Genomic DNA, 17004 nt, shown 5'->3' on the forward strand with positions numbered 1-17004 from the left:
CGGGACTCGGCCTGAGCATCGCCAGGGTCTCGCTGCCTGTCCGTATGGTATATTGATCCTAGCTCGGCAGGCCGAAGATCTTTTCAAGCCCTTCCCAAGTCTCGTCCATCGCATAGGCTCCGAGGAAGGGCAGGCCCACATGGCCATAGAGAAGCGAGAGCTGCCATTCCGCTGTTTCTTCATCGATATTGGCGACCTGCTGCAGGTAGATCACGGAAGCGAGGCCGGTGCGATCGGCGCCGCCCTGGCAATGGATCAGGATCGGCTTCGGTGCATCGTGCAGCAGGGCGATGAGCTTTTCGCTCTCCTCGGGAGAGAGCTGCCGCATGGCCGACATGCGGAAATCGATATGCTGGACGCCGAGACGGTCGGTAGCGGCAACCTCGTCCTTGTACCATTCCCTTTGGCTGGAGCCCCGCAGATTGAGGACGGTCTTGATGCCGTACCGCTTGATATAGTCGGTGAGGGCGCTCGCCGTGGGCTGTGCCGAGCGATAGAGCTGCCCGGGCAGAACTTCATGGAAGTTGCCGGTCAGTTGGAGAATGCCGAGATAAGCGCCGGTCGACAGCAGGATTGCTGCAGACAGCATTGCAGATCGCTTGAAGAATTTCCACATGGCCACCGTCCCTTTGGCGACGACCATCGTAATGGATTGCGGCAATTTTAGAATGGTTCTTGAATATTAATTTGTGGCGGTTTTTGCCTTGCTGTCCTTGTCGGCGAGCTTGGCCCAGGAACTCCGCTGCGAAAGCATTGCGCGCAGGTAGGTGACGTTGGCATCCGCCTGCTGCTGCGAGAGCTCCCGGCGGGCGATCTCTTCGGCTTCCGCAAAACGGCCCTGCAGGCCGACGACGAGCGCAAGGTTCTGGCGCACCCGGCTGTCGGCGGCTGGTTGGCCGGCGGCGTTGCGCATATAGGTTTCGGCCGTCCTGAGGTCGCCGGAGAGCACGTAGGACATGCCGAGATTGGAGATCACGCTCGGCTCGTTCGGCTGCGCATCGAGCGCCAGACGATATTTCTGGCGCGCCTCTTCCGAGCGGCCGAGCTGGTCGAGCACGGCGCCTTCCGCCGAATAGAGTCTCCAGTCGGGATGATCCGGCGTCTGGGCCCGGTTGATCGTCGCGAGTGCCTGTTCGAGCTGGCCGGCGGCGGCCTGCGCCTTGCCGTAGGCGGCAAGCACGTCGCGGTCGGCCGGATGGGCGATCGCCACCTGCTGCATCACGGCAAGCGCCTGCGAGGTCTTGCCCGTCATGCCGAGCACGGTTGCGTATCTCAGGCCGATCTCCTTGTTTTTCGGATCACGGACATAGGCGGCGCCGATCGATTTCTCCGTGTTCGAAAGCTGCGTTGCATTCATCCCTTCCAGCGATGCGGCGGAAATCCGCGGGATCGAGCCGGTCGTCCGCGCGTCCGGCTTTGTGGCGCAACCTGCAACCGAAAGCGCCAGAAGTGCCATTGCGGCCGTCCGGGCGAAGCAGGTCTTGCGGAATGTCGGGGCGGCAGGAGCGGTCATCGTGCGGGTCTCGTCGTGGTCCGGTGCCGACGCTTTTTCGTTTTTCGATCCGGCGGCGGGCATATGGCGCATTTCCACTTCAGCAATAAACTGTTAACCCTAACAGACCGTTAAACCCAACGATTCCAGACGCTTCCGAAGGCTCGCCCCATGACCCCCTATCAGTATATCGAACGTCCTTCTCCCTTCAGCGCGAAAGGCGCGGTGACAAAGCCAGTTCATGCCGTCACGCCCGCAGATCTGGAAGCGGGGAAATTTAATCCCACAGCGCTTGCCTGGGCGAAAGCGGCGGGTTTCAAGGCGGAGGCCGGCGCGCTTCTTCTCGTGCCGGGTGGTGATGGGGAGGTCGCCAGTGCCTTCTTTGGCCTCGGCAGTGATCCGTCGGAAGCGCCCTTCATGACCGGGAAGCTTTCAAAACTCCTTCCGCCCGGAGACTGGCATGTCGAGACGACGGCGCTGGCCGCGGATCATCTCGCTCTCGGCTATGGTCTCGGCACCTATGGCTTCAACCGCTACAAGTCCGACAAGCAGAAGGATGTCCGGTTTTCCGTATCGGAAGCGGCCGATTCCGCCGATATCGAGCGTCAGCTCGCGGGCGTCTTCCTGGCCCGCGACCTCGTCAACATCCCGACGAACGAAATGGGCCCGGCCGAGCTGGAAGCGGCTTTCCGGGCGCTTGGCGAGCACTATGGTGCAACCGTCACCTCGATCGTCGGCGAAGACCTCTTGAAGCAGAATTTTCCGCTGGTCCATACGGTCGGTCGCGCCAGCGCCTCGCCGCCGCGGCTGCTCGAACTGCGCTGGGGCGAAAAGGGCCATCCGCGTGTGACGCTGGTCGGCAAGGGCGTCTGCTTCGATACCGGCGGCCTCGACATCAAGGGCGCCGCGAACATGGCCCTGATGAAGAAAGACATGGGCGGCGCGGCGAATGTCATGGGCCTTGCCCTGATGATCATGGATGCCGGCCTGAAGGTCGACCTGCAGGTGCTGGTGCCGGCGGTCGAGAACTCCATTTCCGGCAGTGCCTTCCGTCCCGGCGATATCTACAGGAGCCGCAAGGGCGTCACCGTGCAGATCGACAATACCGATGCCGAAGGCCGGCTCATCCTCGCCGATGCGCTCGCCTATGCGGACGAGAACCCGCCGGACCTGATGATCGACATGTCTACGCTGACGGGGGCTGCCCGCGTCGCGCTCGGCACGGAGCTTGCGCCCTATTTCACGGATGACGAAGCGCTCTCGGCGAAACTCATGGAGGCGTCGAAGGAGGAAGCCGATCCCATGTGGCGCCTGCCTCTCTGGATGGGCTACGACAAGGATATCCGCTCCCGCGCCGCCGATATTACCAACTCCCCTTCCGGCGGCATGGCCGGCGCCATTACCGCGGCACTTTTCCTGAAGCGGTTCGTCACGGCGACGAAAAGCTGGGCGCATTTCGATATCTACGCTTGGGTTCTGGCCGATAAGCCGCATGCGCCGGTCGGCGGCGAAGCCTTTGCCATCCGCGCACTCTATCGCGTCATTCGCGATCTGGCGGCGAAATGATCGAAACAAAACGGTAAGACCTTTTGCCTAAAATCCACGGGATTTTGAGCCGAGGATTGAGATGCCGGTTGAACTGACGGCGACGGAAGCTTTGGGCCTCTGGCGCCGGGTCTCGCTGGAGCAGGTGCGGCATGACGGGCGCGATCTGACATTGCGCCAGATGTCGATCCTGCTGCATATTTACCTCGTGCCGCCGCCGCATACGGTGCGCGGGCTCGCCGCCACGCTGGGCGTCACCAAGCCAGTCGTCACCCGCGCGCTGGATACGATGGGCGAGATGGGCCTGGTGGACCGCGAACGCGACGAGCGCGACCGCCGCAACGTCGTCATCAAGCGCACGGTGGCTGGTGCACTGTTTCTTGAAAAACTGGGTGACCTGATCATCCGGGAAGGCCGCAAGCCTGGAGCTTGAAGAATGATGGAAATACTCGACAGACGCCTGCATGCCTTCCGCCCCGATCTCGCCGACGAGACGTTGAAAGGAAGTGTCGAGGCCGCGAATTTCGTTCGTGGCGAGCCGGCCCGCATCGCAGCGCCGGTGGCGCAACTGCGTCCCGGACCTGATCTTGCTCGCGGCATCGATACCGAACTTCTGTTCGGTGAAACTGTGCGGGTTTTCGACCGCGCTGGCGGTTTTGCCTGGGTTCAGGCGGATCAGGACCGCTATGTCGGTTACCTGCCGGAAACGATGCTCGGCACCCCGGAGGAGCCGACACATCGCATCGCCGTCCAGCGAACGTTCCTTTATCCCGGGCCGGAATTGCGAAAGCCACCGACCGCAACACTCTCCATGGGCAGTCGCATCACGGTGGTCGGCGATGTGGAGACCCGTGGCACCCGCTACTTCGTGCTTTCGACCGGCGGGGCGGTGATTGCACGTCATTGCCTGCCTGTCGCCGAGACCATGGGGGACGATTACGTCGCGGTGGCGGAAAAATTCATCGAGACCCCCTATCTGTGGGGTGGCCGTTCCGGTTTCGGCCTTGATTGCTCGGCCCTGGTGCAACTATCCCTGATGATGGTCGGAAAATCCGCACCGCGCGATTCCGACATGCAGGTTTCGATCGGCTCGGCCATCACCCGCGAGGAACTTCGCCGCGGCGACCTGGTTTTCTGGAAGGGTCATGTGGGCATCATGGAGAACGAGCAAACGCTTCTTCATGCCAACGGCCATACGGTGAGCGTCGCCCGCGAAGGCTTCGAAGAGGCGGTGAAGCGTATCGGGTGGCTGTACGAACAGCCGACAGGCTATCGCCGTTTGGGATAACCGGCGATGATCACGCAAACGTGGGAACAGTCCCATGGAATGAAAACCTTGCCGTCCATATCTTGGATTCATCCGTGGGTTTCGCGGATGAGGAGTGAGATGACGATGCTCAAGGGTGCGTGGATATTGCCGGCCGTGATGTTCGTGGCACTGCTTGTTGCCGCGCTTTTCCCCATGGATGTCTTTGCCGCGGATCGCGACGAGTTCCGCAGGAGCCAGCCGACCTATTTCAGGAACCTTCCGGGCGTGGTGCCGGAAGAAGAGCGCGTAAGGCGTGATTCCTACACCTGCTCCAGCGATATCGAATATGTCTATCGGCCGCGCGGCAGATACGACATCCTCTATGGCGACGTTGCACCGACCCGCATCTATCGTTGCAGGACGGAAGGCGGCGCGACCTTTTCCGGAACCGATCTGCCGAATACCCAATGGGTTCCGGGCCTGAACCCGCGCCATCTGCCCGAATAGGGCAATCTTTTTTCAAACCCCGCTTCGGAAAAGACCGGATATTGCGATCTCTCGCGAGGTCATTGACGATGTCTCGCGGCTGCCCCACAACCTTCTGATAGTAAATTTGGTGCACCGGGAGGAGACGAGGTGTTCCACGCAAGCATGAAATTCGCCCTTGGTGAGGAGGTCGAGGCCGTGCGCGAGACGGTTCATCGTTTTGCGCAGGAGAAACTGGCGCCGCGCGCCGAAGAGATCGATCGCAGCAACGAATTCGCCCGCGATCTCTGGCCGCAACTTGGGAGCCTCGGCCTGCTCGGCATCACTGCCGATCCGGATTTCGGCGGCTCGGGCCTCGGCTATCTTGCCCATGTCGTGGCCGTCGAGGAACTCGCCCGTGCTTCCGCCTCGACTTCGCTCAGCTATGGCGCCCATTCCAACCTCTGCGTCAATCAGGTCAACCGCAACGGCAATGCCGAGCAGAAGGCGCGCTACCTGCCGAAACTCTGCTCGGGCGAACATGTCGGCGCGCTCGCCATGTCGGAGCCCGGCGCCGGCTCGGACGTCGTGTCCATGAAGCTCAGGGCGGAAAAGCGCGGTGACCGTTACGTGCTGAACGGCAGCAAGATGTGGATCACCAACGGCCCGGACGCGGATGTGCTGGTGGTCTATGCCAAGACCGACCCGGCTGCGGGACCAAAGGGGATTACCGCTTTCCTCATCGAGAAAGGCTTCAAGGGGTTCTCGACCGCGCAGAAACTCGACAAGCTCGGCATGCGAGGCTCCAATACCTGCGAACTGGTATTCCAGGATTGCGAGGTGCCGGCCGAAAACGTCATGGGCATGGAAGGCGGCGGCGTGCGGGTCCTGATGTCCGGCCTCGATTACGAGCGGGTCGTGCTGGCCGGCATCGGTGTTGGCATCATGCATGCCTGCCTCGATGTGGTCATGCCCTATGTCCACGAGCGAAAGCAGTTCGGCCAGCCGATCGGCGAGTTCCAGCTCATCCAGGCCAAGGTCGCCGACATGTATACGGCGATGAATTCCGCCCGCGCCTATGTCTATGCGGTCGCCGGCGCCTGCGATCGCGGCGAGGTAACGAGGCAGGATGCCGCCGCCTGCTGCCTTTATGCCTCGGAACAGGCGACGCAACAGGCTCTGCAGGCAATCCAAGTGCTCGGCGGCAACGGTTATATCAACGACAATCCGACCGGTCGGCTGCTGCGCGACGCCAAGCTGATGGAGATCGGTGCCGGCACGTCCGAAATCCGACGCATGCTGATCGGCCGCGAACTCTTCAGGGAAACCGCCTGATGGCCGTCATCCGCTCGCAGGTCAATTTGAAGAGCGAGCTGGCCGAAGCCAATCGCGCCGCCATGCATGCGAAACTCGTGGAGATCGAGGCCGCCGTGGCGCTGGCCGAGGCTGGTGGCGGCGAGGAAGCGCGGGCGCGGCATGTCAAACGCGGCAAGCTTTTGCCGCGCGAGCGCATCGCAAGGCTTCTGGATCACGGCTCGCCGTTCCTCGAAGTGGGCGCCACCGCGGCGCACGGGCTTTATGGCGGCGCCAGCCCTTCGGCCGGCATCGTCACCGGCATTGGCCGGGTCGGGGGCCGCGAGGTGATGATCGTCGCCAACGATGCGACGGTTAAGGGCGGCACCTACTATCCGATGACAGTGAAGAAGCATCTGCGCGCCCAGGAGATCGCCGAGGAAAATCGCCTGCCTTGCGTCTATCTGGTCGATTCCGGCGGCGCCAACCTGCCGAACCAGGACGAGGTCTTTCCGGACCGGGATCATTTCGGCCGCATCTTCTACAATCAGGCGCGCATGTCGGCCAGGGGCATTGCCCAGATCGCCGCGGTCATGGGTTCCTGTACGGCGGGCGGAGCCTATGTGCCTGCCATGTCCGACGAGGCGATCATCGTCAGGGACCAGGGCACGATTTTCCTGGCCGGCCCGCCGCTGGTGAAGGCGGCGACGGGCGAGGAGGTGAGCGCCGAAGATCTCGGCGGCGGTGATGTCCACACAAGGCTTTCCGGCGTTGCGGACCATCTTGCCCGCGATGACGCCCATGCGCTGGCGCTGGTCCGCCGCGCGATCGCCGGCCTCAATATCCGCAAGCCGGAAACCGTCGTGCTGGAAAAGCCGGAGGAGCCTCTCTACGATCCGGAAGAGATCGCCGCGATCGTACCGGCCTCTCTTTCGACGCCTTATGACATCCGTGAGGTGATCGCCCGGATCGTCGATGGCTCCCGTTTCGATGAATTCAAGGCGCGGTACGGCACGACGCTGGTCTGCGGTTTTGCGCATGTCTTCGGCATTCCCGTCGGCATCGTGGCCAACAACGGCGTGCTCTTCTCCGAAAGCGCGCAGAAGGGCGCGCATTTCATCGAACTCTGCTCGCAGCGGAAAATCCCGCTCGTCTTCCTGCAGAACATCACCGGCTTCATGGTCGGGCGTCGTTACGAGGCGGAAGGCATTGCCAAGCACGGCGCCAAATTGGTGACCGCGGTCGCCACCACATCGGTCCCGAAGGTGACGATCCTAGTCGGCGGCTCTTTCGGCGCCGGCAATTACGGCATGGCGGGACGTGCCTATTCGCCGCGTTTCCTCTGGACTTGGCCGAACAGTCGCATCTCGGTCATGGGCGGCCCGCAGGCGGCCGGCGTGCTGGCGACGGTCAGGCGCGAGGCGATCGAACGCGGCGGCAAGTCGTGGAGTGCCGAAGAGGAGGCGGCGTTCAAACAGCCGGTGCTCGACCGGTTCGAGGAGCAGAGCCACCCGCTCTATGCCTCCGCAAGGCTTTGGGACGACGGCATCATCCATCCGGCGAAGACGCGACAAGTCCTGGCTCTCAGCCTCTCCGCCGCGCTTAACGCGCCGATCGAGGACACACGCTTCGGCGTGTTCCGCATGTGAGGTGCGGATGACGGATTACACAAACTTCTTCGGGCCTGGCCGCCGTCGACCTCACGAGGGGAGTGAAACCGTGGCGGCATACCGATCTCCCCCCTTGAGGGGGAGATGCCCGGCAAGGCAGAGGGGGGTATTTTGGCATACTCACCGAGATCTGGCTCCGCCGCAACGCCGCTACCCCCCTCTGTCACCTTCGGTGACATCTCCCCCTCAAGGGGGGAGATCGCAGGGAGACCGCGGCAACGTCCATATCCCATATGCAAGTGCGGTGCTCCGGCGGAGAAAGGCTGAGGGAAAGGATATCCAGCGACGATACGTGAGGACCACTCCATGCTGAAAAAGGTCCTCATAGCCAATCGCGGCGAGATCGCCTGTCGGATCATCCGCACCTGCCATCGTTTGGGTGTTGCGACGGTTGCCGTCTATTCGGATGCCGATCGCGATGCGCTGCATGTCGCGCTTGCCGGCGAGGCGGTGCATATCGGCCCGTCGCCTGCGTCGGAAAGTTACCTGAGCGGCGACAGGATCATCGAAGCGGCCTTTTGCGCCGGCGCCGATGCCATCCATCCCGGCTACGGGTTTCTCTCGGAGAACCCGGACTTCGCCGAAGCGGTCACGGCTGCCGGCCTTCGCTTCATCGGTCCTTCCGGCGCGGCCATCCGCGCCATGGGCCTGAAGGATGCCGCCAAGGTGCTGATGGAACAGGCGGGCGTGCCGGTGGTGCCGGGGTATCACGGGACCGATCAGAACCCGGATTTCCTGTTGAGCGAGGCCGAGCGTATAGGCTTCCCCGTCCTCATCAAGGCGCGCGCCGGCGGCGGCGGCAAGGGCATGCGACGGGTCGAGAGCGCGGTGGCCTTCCGGGATGCCCTGGCGTCTGCCCGGCGCGAGGCGCTGGCCGCCTTTGGGGATGCCTCCTGCCTCATTGAAAAATACATTACTCATCCGCGCCATATCGAGATTCAGGTGTTCGGCGACGACCACGGTAACGTCGTGCACCTCTTCGAGCGCGACTGCTCGCTCCAGCGTCGCCACCAGAAGGTCATCGAGGAAGCGCCGGCCCCCGGCATGCCGGAGGATATGCGTCGCGTCATGGGCGAGGCGGCGGTCAAGGCGGCCGAGGCGATCGGCTATTCCGGCGCCGGCACGGTCGAGTTCATCGCGGACAGTTCCGAGGGGCTGAAACCCGACCGCTTCTGGTTCATGGAGATGAACACGCGGCTTCAGGTGGAGCATCCGGTGACGGAGGCGATCACCGGGGTCGATCTGGTCGAGTGGCAATTGCGCGTGACATCCGGCGAGCCGTTGCCGAAGCGGCAGGACGAGCTCTCGATCGATGGCTGGGCCTTCGAGGCGCGGCTCTATGCCGAGGATGCCGAACGCGGCTTTTTGCCCGCCATCGGCATGCTGGCCCATCTCGATCTGCCGGAGGATCTGGCTCGCATCGACAGCGGCGTGCGCGCCGGCGACCGTATTTCGCCCTTTTACGATCCGATGATCGCCAAGGTGATCACGCACGGACCGGATCGCGCCACAGCCTTGTCCCGGCTTTCGACGGCCCTGGCCGAAGTCCGCGCCACCGGTGTCGCGACCAATGCATCCTTTCTCCGCCGGCTGGCGAACGAGCCGGATTTCGCGGAAGGCAATCCCGATACCGGCCTGATCGAGCGTCATCTGGCCGAACTGACGATGGCGCATCCTGCCCTTTCCGAGGTCGTCGCATTGGCCGCGCTCAGCCTTTCGGGTGCCCTGGAGCCGGCCGCTCCCAATGATCCCTGGGCAAGACTGCCAGGTTTCCGCCTGTGGTCCGAAGCGGCCGATTTCGTGACGCTCGACCATCGCGGGCATCACGTTGCGGTCTCGTTCAGCAGGAGAGGCGAGGGCGCCTATGCCGCGACCGTCGATGGCAGGGACATCGACCTGCATCTCGGCCGTTCGGGCGACGCGTATCTCACCGAAACCGATGGTCGAAAACATCGGCTGCATGCGATCCGGGGCGACCGTGACGTCACCGTTTTCAAGGGTGGCGAGAGCTGGCATTTCAGTCTTGTCGATCCGCTTGCCGGCGATCAGGAGGAGGCGGGGGCAGGCGACCGGATCGTCGCGCCCATGCCGGGACTTGTGAAGCTCCTGCGGGCGGCGGTGGGAGCCGATGTCTCCAGGGGAGAGACGCTGGCGGTGATGGAGGCGATGAAAATGGAACTGGCGCTTTCCGCCCCCCGCGACGGCAGGATTGCCGAAGTGCTGGTCGCGGAAGGCGAGCAGGTGCTGGAAGCAGCGGTCCTGCTGGTGCTGGAGCCACCCCCGGAGACAGACCATGGCTGAGTTCGTCCGCATCCACGAAGTCGGACCGCGCGACGGGTTGCAGAACGAAAAGCGGATCATCTCCGCTACCGACAAGATCCGGCTGGTCGACATGCTGTCCGCCTGCCGTTTCGAGAGGATCGAGGTGACGAGCTTCGTGCGCGCCGATCGGGTGCCGCAGATGGCGGACGGCGCGGACGTCATGGCCGGCATTACCCGCCGGCCCGGCACGCGCTACACCGTGCTGACGCCTAACCTGCGCGGCTACGAGGCAGCACTTGCCGCGAGGGCGGACGAAGTCGCGGTCTTCGCCTCCGCTTCGGAAGGCTTCAGCCGGAAGAACATCAATTGCAGCATCGCCGAGAGCTTCGAGCGTTTCGCGCCGCTGATCTGGAGGGCAGGGGCGGATGGCGTTCCGGTGCGCGGCTACGTCTCCTGCGTCGTCGACTGCCCCTATGACGGCCCGACGCCGCCGGCGCAGGTCGCGGAGGTGGCCGAGCGGTTGCGGCGTCTCGGCTGCTGCGAAATCTCGCTCGGCGATACGATCGGCACGGGCACGCCGGAACGTGTCGCCGCCATGCTCGACGCCGTGCTGGAGCGGCTGCCGGCGCTGGAATTGGCAGGGCATTTCCACGACACCAACGGCCGCGCCATCGACAACATCACGGTCGCGCTCGAAAAGGGGCTCAGGGTCTTCGATGCGGCGGCGGGCGGGCTCGGCGGCTGCCCGTATGCGCCGGGCGCCGAAGGCAATGTCGCGACAGGCAAGACGGTCGATCATCTGGTGGCTCTCGGCTTCGAGACGGGGATCGATCGCGACCGGCTGGCGGAGGCGGAAGCCTTTGCCCGCAGCTTGAGGGGAGCGCGCTGATGAGCGGCTACGACACGCTGATGCTGGAGACGGATGCGCGCGGCGTAGCAATGCTGACGCTGAACCGCCCGGACAAGCACAATGCGATGAACGCCGCGATGATCGCGGAACTTGCCGATGCGGCGACAAGGCTTGCGACGGACGAGGCGGTGCGGGTCGTGGTGCTGGCGTCCTCCGGCCCGACCTTCTGCGCCGGCGGAGATCTGCAATGGATGCGCGATCAGGCGCGGAAGGACCGGCAGGGCAAGATCGAGGGCGCGACGGCGCTGGCACTGATGCTGAAGGCGCTGGACGAGCTGCCGAAGCCGTTGATCGGCCGGGTGCAGGGCAACGCTTTCGGCGGCGGCATCGGCCTGATGGCGGTCTGCGACATCGTGATCACTGTGGAAGGTGCCGAGTTCGCGCTCACCGAAACGCGGCTCGGACTGATCCCGGCGACGATCGGCCCCTATGTCGTGCGCCGCATCGGCGAGGGCCATGCGCGCCGGCTCTTCCTCAACGCCCGCCGTTTTGAAGCGGTCATAGCCCGCGAGATCGGCCTCGTCTCGGCTGTCCGCCCCACGGGTGAACTCGATGCGGCGGTCGAGGAGGAGGCCGCGGCCTTTCTGGATTGTGCGCCCGGCGCGGTTTCCAGCGCCAAGAGCCTCGTGCGGAGCCTTGCCAGGGGAACCGCCGGCGATCCGCTTGCCTGCAGCATCGGCCTGCTCGCTGACCGCTGGGAAAGCGATGAAGGCCGCGCCGGCATCGATGCCTTCCTGAACCGCCGGCCGATGCCTTGGGCACCGAAGTGAGACTCGATTGCTGCCGGTCGATATCATCGGGCAGACTCGTCCCTTGGTGATGGTCGGTTTCTTTCGTCATCCTCGGGCGAACGATCCTCGGGTTGAACCCGAGGAGAGATCCGAGGATCGGACGGGGCGCTGAAAGCTGCCTCTTAAGTTTTAGTTTTGGGTAGCACCTCTCAGCGCCCCGTTCGGCGGTTTATGCCCGCGACTCCGGTCCCTCTGCGATGACGGGGTTTGTGGGAACGGTGGCGCGCCCCTCCTGAGCGGGAGAGTGTCATGCACGCTCTTTAGACTTACGGTGCTACGGCCATGACCGCCGGTCCCGATTGCTCATTCGCGAGCCGTCGGGGGGCACCGTCTTCCACCTGCGCCGCGCAGCCGGGCTTTCAAGGAAAACCCCGGACGCCGCATGGCGCTGTCCCGTCACCCTCCAATGCCTCACAGGCACGCCCGGCGCATAATGCAAGGAAGCGAAACGAGACGTCGGCCCGACAGCGTCTCACCCGCCCCCACGTCGCCGGAGGGAGACCATTTTCCGCGGACCCCGAATGCAAGGACTTACGTCGTTTCCTCACACCCGGCGCCGGCCCCGCCTCACTGGCACGCCTGCCAGCGTATCCGATGCGGGACGGCAAGATTGTAGGCATGAGGCGTGAGGGCGGGGATGAATGGAGGCGATTTTTCCTGCCGATTTTTTCCAAGGCCTTGATTTGCCTCGCCACACCCCCTTTCTGCCCTGCCGGGCATCTCCCCCTCAAGGGGAGGATCGGATCGGTGCGCCGGTTCTGCTCCCGCCGTTTGCGGCATCTGGTCTTGCCTATCTGGCCGCAGAAGGAAACATACATCGCGTATGTGAATTGACATACGCGATGTATGACTTATATCGATTGACATACGGGACGTATGCGATTGGATGCCCGACAAAGCGGATCGGGATCGCGATCCGGCCCGCACTGTTCAACAGGAGAATGAAATGACCAAGCGTGATGCAGTCTTCCTCGCCGGCCGGCAGGCGCTCTACGAGATCCACAAATATTCGGCAGCGATCCGTTCGGGCGATCTGCTCTTCGTCTCGGGCCAGGTCGGCAGCCGCGAGGACGGCTCGCCCGAGCCGGATTTCAAGAAGCAGGTCGAGCTTGCCTTCGAAAACCTCCGCGCTGTGCTGAAGGCTGCGGGTTGCACGTTCGACGACATTGTCGATGTGACCACTTTCCACACCGATCCGGAAAAGCAGTTCGAAGCGGTTCTTGCCGTGAAGGACGCCACGTTTACCGAAAAACCTTACCCGAACTGGACCGCCGTGGGCGTCAACTGGCTGGCCGGCTTCGATTTCGAGATCAAGGTGATTGCACGTATTCCGCAGGGCGAGTGACGGAGGCAGGGCGGTGGCCGGTAGAGATCAGGCTGGCCGCCGCCTTGCTGTTTCTTGCATCAAAAGCCCTGAAAGAGGAAGTCGGTCGCGGCGACAATCTCGTCGGCTCGGGCGGAGAGATCGGCGATCCTGGCACCGAGCTCGGTGGCAGGAACCGCGGCAAGGAATTCCGTCATCATGACATAGTCTACGCCGTTGATCTCGAAGCGAGGGTTGAGGCGAACGGCAATGCACTTCATTTCGCTTTCGGGAACCAACGGCACCACCACGCGGGTGTGAAGCGCATCCAGAAGGTTGGCCTGTATATCCAGCGCTATCTCATTTCCGAATTGATAGACGTGGAAGCGGGCCATCAAAATTGCCGGTATTTTGCCAGAGGCAGACCGTGCTTTTCGACATAATCATTGGCGGCTTTTAGCGCTTCCGCATTCTCGATCCTCCAAAGCCGTTCCTTTTCGGCTTTGACGGCGCGAGCAAGGCCCTCCTCGGCCGCCCGGCTGACGTCGAGCTTCAGCTCCCGTGCTTCCGACAGAAGCGAGGCATCAAGCGAAAGACTGGCAGCTTTGCGGGCGGTGGACATGCGTGCCTCCAATGGCTCAGGCGAATTATGCCTTGGTCGCAGAAAATCGCAAGCGTCGCCGGCGCCTTCCCGGTGACAAGATCAGGAATGACCGGAGTATGGCACTGCCGAAGCGCCACAGGAGAGGTCCATGGGCGCAGCAGTTAAACTGTCCTCAAGCTAGAGAAAAAGGAGGATACGCTACGCCTTTGGACGGATATCCAGAGCCCATAATACGTCGGATGGTGGAATTGAAACGATAGGAGGAGATGACTTATCGTTCATGCCCCCATCATGAGCCCTGGGAGGTGCCCATGCGTGAGCCGGATATGCAGAAGCTCGATGAGCTGGTGGGTCGCCTGGTCAATGATATCGGTGCATCGATGTCGGGTGCTCTTGTGGTTCTCGGCGATCAAATCGGGATCTTCAAGGCGATGGCCGACGGCACGCCGAGAAGCGTTGCGGATCTCGCTGCGAAGACAAAGGTGAGAGAGCGCTACATGCAAGAATGGCTCAGCGCGCAAGCTGCCGCGGGCTATGTCACCTTTCACGAGGAGACGGATCAGTTCAGCCTGACGCCGGAGCAGGCGATGATCTTTGCCGAGGAGAACAGCCCGGCATTTTTCGTGGGTGCATTCGAGGTCGTTCAATCCGTGTGGATGGATGAACCGAGGATTGCGGAAGCCTTCCGCACCGGCAAGGGCGTCGGCTGGCATGAACACAGCACCTGCCTCTTTCGGGGAACGGAGCGCTTCTTCCGGTCAGGTTACAACGCTCATCTCGTAAACGAATGGATACCGTCTCTTGATGGCGTCGAGGAAAAGCTGAAGAAGGGCGCCAATGTCGCCGATGTTGGATGCGGCCACGGGGCATCGACCATCCTGATGGCACAGGCCTTCCCTGCGTCCCGGTTCACCGGTTTCGATTATCATCGACCGTCGGTCGAAAGAGCAACCGCCGCGGCAAAGGACGCGGGCGTCGCCAATCGGGTCACCTTCCGCCAGAGTGCGGCGGGAGAATATCCCGGGCACGATTACGATCTGGTGGCCATGTTCGATTGTCTACACGACATGGGTGATCCGGTCGGTGCCGGGCGGCATGTCAAGGATACCCTCGCGCGAGATGGAACATGGATGATTGTCGAGCCCTTCGCCCATGATCGCCTGAAAGACAACCTCAATCCGGTCGGCCGGGTATATTATGGCGCATCGACGATGATCTGCACGCCGGCATCGCTTTCGCAGGAGGTTGGGCTTGGACTGGGCGCCCAGGCAGGCGAAATGAAACTGCGGAAAGTTGCGCTGGACGCCGGGTTTACGCATTTCCGCCGTGCGGCGGAAACGCCGTTCAACATGGTGTTCGAGGTGCGAACACAAACACATTGATTGTTGGACGAAACCCGTCGAGATGGTCTTCGATGCGGTGCCTTGTCGATCTATGAGATCCAGCCCACGATCGGGGCCTGTTTTAGAGTGACTGGCCAGTGCAGGGCGGAGGCAGGCTGCGATTCAAGCTGCCTTCACCCTTTATTCACTCATCGCCCATCTTCAGCGCAGCGATGAACGCTTCCTGCGGGATTTCGACCTTGCCGAACTGGCGCATGCGCTTTTTGCCTTCCTTCTGCTTTTCCAGAAGCTTGCGCTTGCGGGTGGCGTCGCCGCCGTAGCACTTGGCCGTCACGTCCTTGCGCAGCGCGCGCACCGTCTCGCGGGCGATCACCTTGCCGCCGATCGCCGCCTGGATCGGGATCTGGAACATATGCGGCGGGATGAGCTCCTTCAGCTTCTCCACCATGCCGCGGCCGCGCCGGTCGGCGGCGGTGCGGTGGACAAGCATGGACAGCGCATCGACCGGATCGCCGTTGACCAGGATCGACATCTTCACGAGGTCGCCCGCACGATAATCCATGATCGTATAGTCGAAGGAGGCGTAGCCTTTCGAGATCGACTTCAGCCGGTCGTAGAAATCGAACACCACTTCGTTGAGCGGCAGTTCGTAGGTGATCATCGCGCGGCTGCCCACATAGGTGAGCTCGGTCTGGATGCCGCGGCGATCCTGGCAGAGCTTCAGGATGGAGCCCAGATATTCGTCCGGCGTCATGATGGTCGCCTTGATCCACGGCTCGCGGATCTCGTCGATCTTGACCACGTCCGGCATGTCGGCCGGGTTGTGCAGTTCCTTCTCGGTGCCGTCGGTCAGTGTCATCTGGTAGACGACGGAGGGTGCGGTCGCGACGAGGTCGAGGTTGAACTCGCGCTCCAGCCGCTCCTGGATGATTTCGAGATGGAGCAGGCCCAAAAAGCCGCAACGGAAGCCGAAGCCGAGGGCGGCCGAGCTTTCCATCTCGAAGGAGAAGGAGGCGTCGTTGAGACGCAGCTTGCCCATGGCGGCGCGCAGATCCTCGAAGTCGGCTGCATCGACCGGGAAGAGGCCGCAAAAGACCACCGGCTGGGCCGGTTTGAAGCCGGGAAGCGCATGCGCGGTCGGGCGCTTGTCTTCGGTGATGGTGTCGCCGACGCGGGTATCGGCCACTTCCTTGATCGAGGCCGTGATGAAGCCGATCTCGCCGGGGCCGAGGCTGTCGACATTGACCATTTTCGGGGTGAGCACGCCGACGCGTTCCACGGTATACTTGGCGTCGGTACCCATCATGCGGATCTGCTGGCCCTTGGTCAGCACGCCGTCGATGATGCGCACCAGAACCATGACGCCGAGATAGGTGTCGTACCAGCTGTCGACGAGCAACGCCTTCAGCGGACCCTTTTCGCCTTCCGGGCTCTTGGGCGGCGGCAGCTTGTGGACGATCGCCTCGAGCACGTCGGGAATGCCGAGGCCCGTCTTGGCGGAGATCAGCACGGCGTCGGAAGCATCGATGCCGATCACTTCCTCGATCTGCTCCTTGATGCGCTCCGGCTCGGCGGCCGGCAGGTCGATCTTGTTGAGGACGGTGACGATCTCGTGGTTATTGTCGATCGCCTGGTAGACGTTGGCGAGCGTCTGGGCTTCGACGCCCTGGCTGGCATCGACCACGAGCAGCGAACCTTCGCAGGCCGACAGCGAGCGCGAGACTTCGTAGGCGAAGTCCACGTGGCCGGGCGTGTCGATGAGGTTCAGGATATAGGTCTCGCCGTTCTCAGCCTTGTAGTGCAGGCGCACGGTCTGGGCCTTGATGGTGATGCCGCGCTCGCGCTCGATATCCATCGAGTCCAGCACCTGTTCCGACATCTCGCGTTCGGCGAGGCCCCCGGTCGACTGGATCAGCCGGTCGGCGAGTGTCGACTTGCCATGGTCGATATGCGCCACGATCGAGAAGTTGCGGATGTGGTCTAGGGGCGTGCGGGACGAATTGGTGCTCATGGCTCGCGCATATAGCAGTGCGAATCCCTGCCGCAAAGCGGAAAGATAACCATTCGTTGAGGATAA

16 protein-coding genes are annotated in these 17004 nt (G+C 62.8%); 11 read left to right on the forward strand and 5 right to left on the reverse strand.

What is annotated here, in order from left to right; translation table 11 throughout:
- Positions 1-58 precede the first annotated feature (58 nt).
- Both QEO92_RS26075 and QEO92_RS26080 read right to left on the reverse strand, forming a co-directional pair.
- Complete coding sequence (locus QEO92_RS26075; RefSeq protein WP_320443045.1) at positions 59-661, reverse strand: dual specificity protein phosphatase family protein; 603 nt, start codon at positions 659-661, stop codon at positions 59-61.
- 21 nt (positions 662-682) lie between these two features.
- Positions 683-1513, reverse strand: a complete 831-nt coding sequence (locus tag QEO92_RS26080) for a tetratricopeptide repeat protein (protein ID WP_227705266.1) — start codon at positions 1511-1513, stop codon at positions 683-685.
- A gap of 150 nt (positions 1514-1663) precedes the next feature.
- On the opposite strand from QEO92_RS26080, the gene QEO92_RS26085 reads away from it, so the two are divergent.
- The 10 genes from QEO92_RS26085 to QEO92_RS26130 all read left to right on the forward strand — a co-directional run bounded on the left by QEO92_RS26085 (position 1664) and on the right by QEO92_RS26130 (position 13022).
- A complete protein-coding gene (locus QEO92_RS26085) occupies positions 1664-3058 on the forward strand; it encodes a leucyl aminopeptidase family protein (RefSeq protein WP_227704956.1) in 1395 nt (464 codons plus the stop codon).
- A gap of 61 nt (positions 3059-3119) precedes the next feature.
- Entirely contained in the window at positions 3120-3470 is a 351-nt protein-coding gene (locus QEO92_RS26090; RefSeq protein WP_037159557.1) for a MarR family transcriptional regulator, read from the forward strand.
- 3 nt (positions 3471-3473) lie between these two features.
- Complete coding sequence (locus tag QEO92_RS26095) at positions 3474-4325, forward strand: C40 family peptidase (protein WP_227704957.1); 852 nt, start codon at positions 3474-3476, stop codon at positions 4323-4325.
- 99 nt (positions 4326-4424) lie between these two features.
- Positions 4425-4793, forward strand: a complete 369-nt coding sequence (locus tag QEO92_RS26100) for a hypothetical protein (protein WP_227704958.1) — start codon at positions 4425-4427, stop codon at positions 4791-4793.
- Positions 4794-4937: 144 nt separating this feature from the next.
- Positions 4938-6086, forward strand: coding sequence for an isovaleryl-CoA dehydrogenase (locus QEO92_RS26105; protein WP_227704959.1), 1149 nt, complete (start codon positions 4938-4940; stop codon positions 6084-6086).
- Positions 6086-7693 (forward strand): carboxyl transferase domain-containing protein, encoded by a 1608-nt coding sequence (locus QEO92_RS26110; RefSeq protein WP_227704960.1) that lies wholly within the window; start codon positions 6086-6088, stop codon positions 7691-7693. The genes QEO92_RS26105 and QEO92_RS26110 overlap by 1 nt, the downstream gene beginning before the upstream one ends.
- Before the next feature lie 327 nt (positions 7694-8020).
- On the forward strand, positions 8021-10015 hold the full coding sequence (locus QEO92_RS26115; protein WP_227704961.1) for an acetyl-CoA carboxylase biotin carboxylase subunit: 1995 nt from the start codon (positions 8021-8023) through the stop codon (positions 10013-10015).
- The gene (locus tag QEO92_RS26120; RefSeq protein ID WP_227704962.1) at positions 10008-10865 is read left to right on the forward strand and encodes a hydroxymethylglutaryl-CoA lyase; all 858 of its coding nucleotides are present in this window, start codon (positions 10008-10010) and stop codon (positions 10863-10865) included. The genes QEO92_RS26115 and QEO92_RS26120 overlap by 8 nt, the downstream gene beginning before the upstream one ends.
- Complete coding sequence (locus QEO92_RS26125; RefSeq protein ID WP_227704963.1) at positions 10865-11656, forward strand: crotonase/enoyl-CoA hydratase family protein; 792 nt, start codon at positions 10865-10867, stop codon at positions 11654-11656. The genes QEO92_RS26120 and QEO92_RS26125 overlap by 1 nt, the downstream gene beginning before the upstream one ends.
- A gap of 967 nt (positions 11657-12623) precedes the next feature.
- Entirely contained in the window at positions 12624-13022 is a 399-nt protein-coding gene (locus tag QEO92_RS26130; protein WP_227704964.1) for a RidA family protein, read from the forward strand.
- 59 nt (positions 13023-13081) lie between these two features.
- Here the strand turns inward: QEO92_RS26130 and QEO92_RS26135 are convergent, their stop codons facing one another.
- Both QEO92_RS26135 and QEO92_RS26140 read right to left on the reverse strand, forming a co-directional pair.
- Positions 13082-13375, reverse strand: a complete 294-nt coding sequence (locus QEO92_RS26135) for a CcdB family protein (RefSeq protein WP_227704965.1) — start codon at positions 13373-13375, stop codon at positions 13082-13084.
- Positions 13375-13602: a type II toxin-antitoxin system CcdA family antitoxin gene (locus QEO92_RS26140; RefSeq protein ID WP_227704966.1), complete on the reverse strand. Its 228-nt coding sequence runs from the start codon at positions 13600-13602 to the stop codon at positions 13375-13377. Before QEO92_RS26140 ends, QEO92_RS26135 begins: the two co-directional genes overlap by 1 nt.
- Before the next feature lie 293 nt (positions 13603-13895).
- Between QEO92_RS26140 and QEO92_RS26145 the strand changes: the two genes are divergently transcribed.
- The gene (locus QEO92_RS26145) at positions 13896-14966 is read left to right on the forward strand and encodes a class I SAM-dependent methyltransferase (protein WP_227704967.1); all 1071 of its coding nucleotides are present in this window, start codon (positions 13896-13898) and stop codon (positions 14964-14966) included.
- Between the two features lie 145 nt (positions 14967-15111).
- Here QEO92_RS26145 and lepA read toward each other — a convergent pair whose 3' ends face one another.
- Positions 15112-16938, reverse strand: coding sequence for a translation elongation factor 4 (gene lepA / locus QEO92_RS26150; RefSeq protein ID WP_227704968.1), 1827 nt, complete (start codon positions 16936-16938; stop codon positions 15112-15114).
- Positions 16939-17004 lie beyond the last annotated feature (66 nt).

The sequence above is a fragment of the Neorhizobium petrolearium genome (assembly GCF_029854435.1).
Lineage (GTDB): Bacteria > Pseudomonadota > Alphaproteobacteria > Rhizobiales > Rhizobiaceae > Neorhizobium > Neorhizobium petrolearium.

Coding starts and splice junctions, on each gene's coding strand:
- QEO92_RS26080 (WP_227705266.1), bottom strand. CDS start 1,513: ATGACCGCTCCTGCCGCCCCGACATTCCGCAAGACCTGCTTCGCCCGG.
- QEO92_RS26085 (WP_227704956.1), top strand. CDS start 1,664: ATGACCCCCTATCAGTATATCGAACGTCCTTCTCCCTTCAGCGCGAAA.
- QEO92_RS26090 (WP_037159557.1), top strand. CDS start 3,120: ATGCCGGTTGAACTGACGGCGACGGAAGCTTTGGGCCTCTGGCGCCGG.
- QEO92_RS26095 (WP_227704957.1), top strand. CDS start 3,474: ATGATGGAAATACTCGACAGACGCCTGCATGCCTTCCGCCCCGATCTC.
- QEO92_RS26100 (WP_227704958.1), top strand. CDS start 4,425: ATGACGATGCTCAAGGGTGCGTGGATATTGCCGGCCGTGATGTTCGTG.
- QEO92_RS26105 (WP_227704959.1), top strand. CDS start 4,938: ATGAAATTCGCCCTTGGTGAGGAGGTCGAGGCCGTGCGCGAGACGGTT.
- QEO92_RS26110 (WP_227704960.1), top strand. CDS start 6,086: ATGGCCGTCATCCGCTCGCAGGTCAATTTGAAGAGCGAGCTGGCCGAA.
- QEO92_RS26115 (WP_227704961.1), top strand. CDS start 8,021: ATGCTGAAAAAGGTCCTCATAGCCAATCGCGGCGAGATCGCCTGTCGG.
- QEO92_RS26120 (WP_227704962.1), top strand. CDS start 10,008: ATGGCTGAGTTCGTCCGCATCCACGAAGTCGGACCGCGCGACGGGTTG.
- QEO92_RS26125 (WP_227704963.1), top strand. CDS start 10,865: ATGAGCGGCTACGACACGCTGATGCTGGAGACGGATGCGCGCGGCGTA.
- QEO92_RS26130 (WP_227704964.1), top strand. CDS start 12,624: ATGACCAAGCGTGATGCAGTCTTCCTCGCCGGCCGGCAGGCGCTCTAC.
- QEO92_RS26135 (WP_227704965.1), bottom strand. CDS start 13,375: ATGGCCCGCTTCCACGTCTATCAATTCGGAAATGAGATAGCGCTGGAT.
- QEO92_RS26140 (WP_227704966.1), bottom strand. CDS start 13,602: ATGTCCACCGCCCGCAAAGCTGCCAGTCTTTCGCTTGATGCCTCGCTT.
- QEO92_RS26145 (WP_227704967.1), top strand. CDS start 13,896: ATGCGTGAGCCGGATATGCAGAAGCTCGATGAGCTGGTGGGTCGCCTG.
- lepA (WP_227704968.1), bottom strand. CDS start 16,938: ATGAGCACCAATTCGTCCCGCACGCCCCTAGACCACATCCGCAACTTC.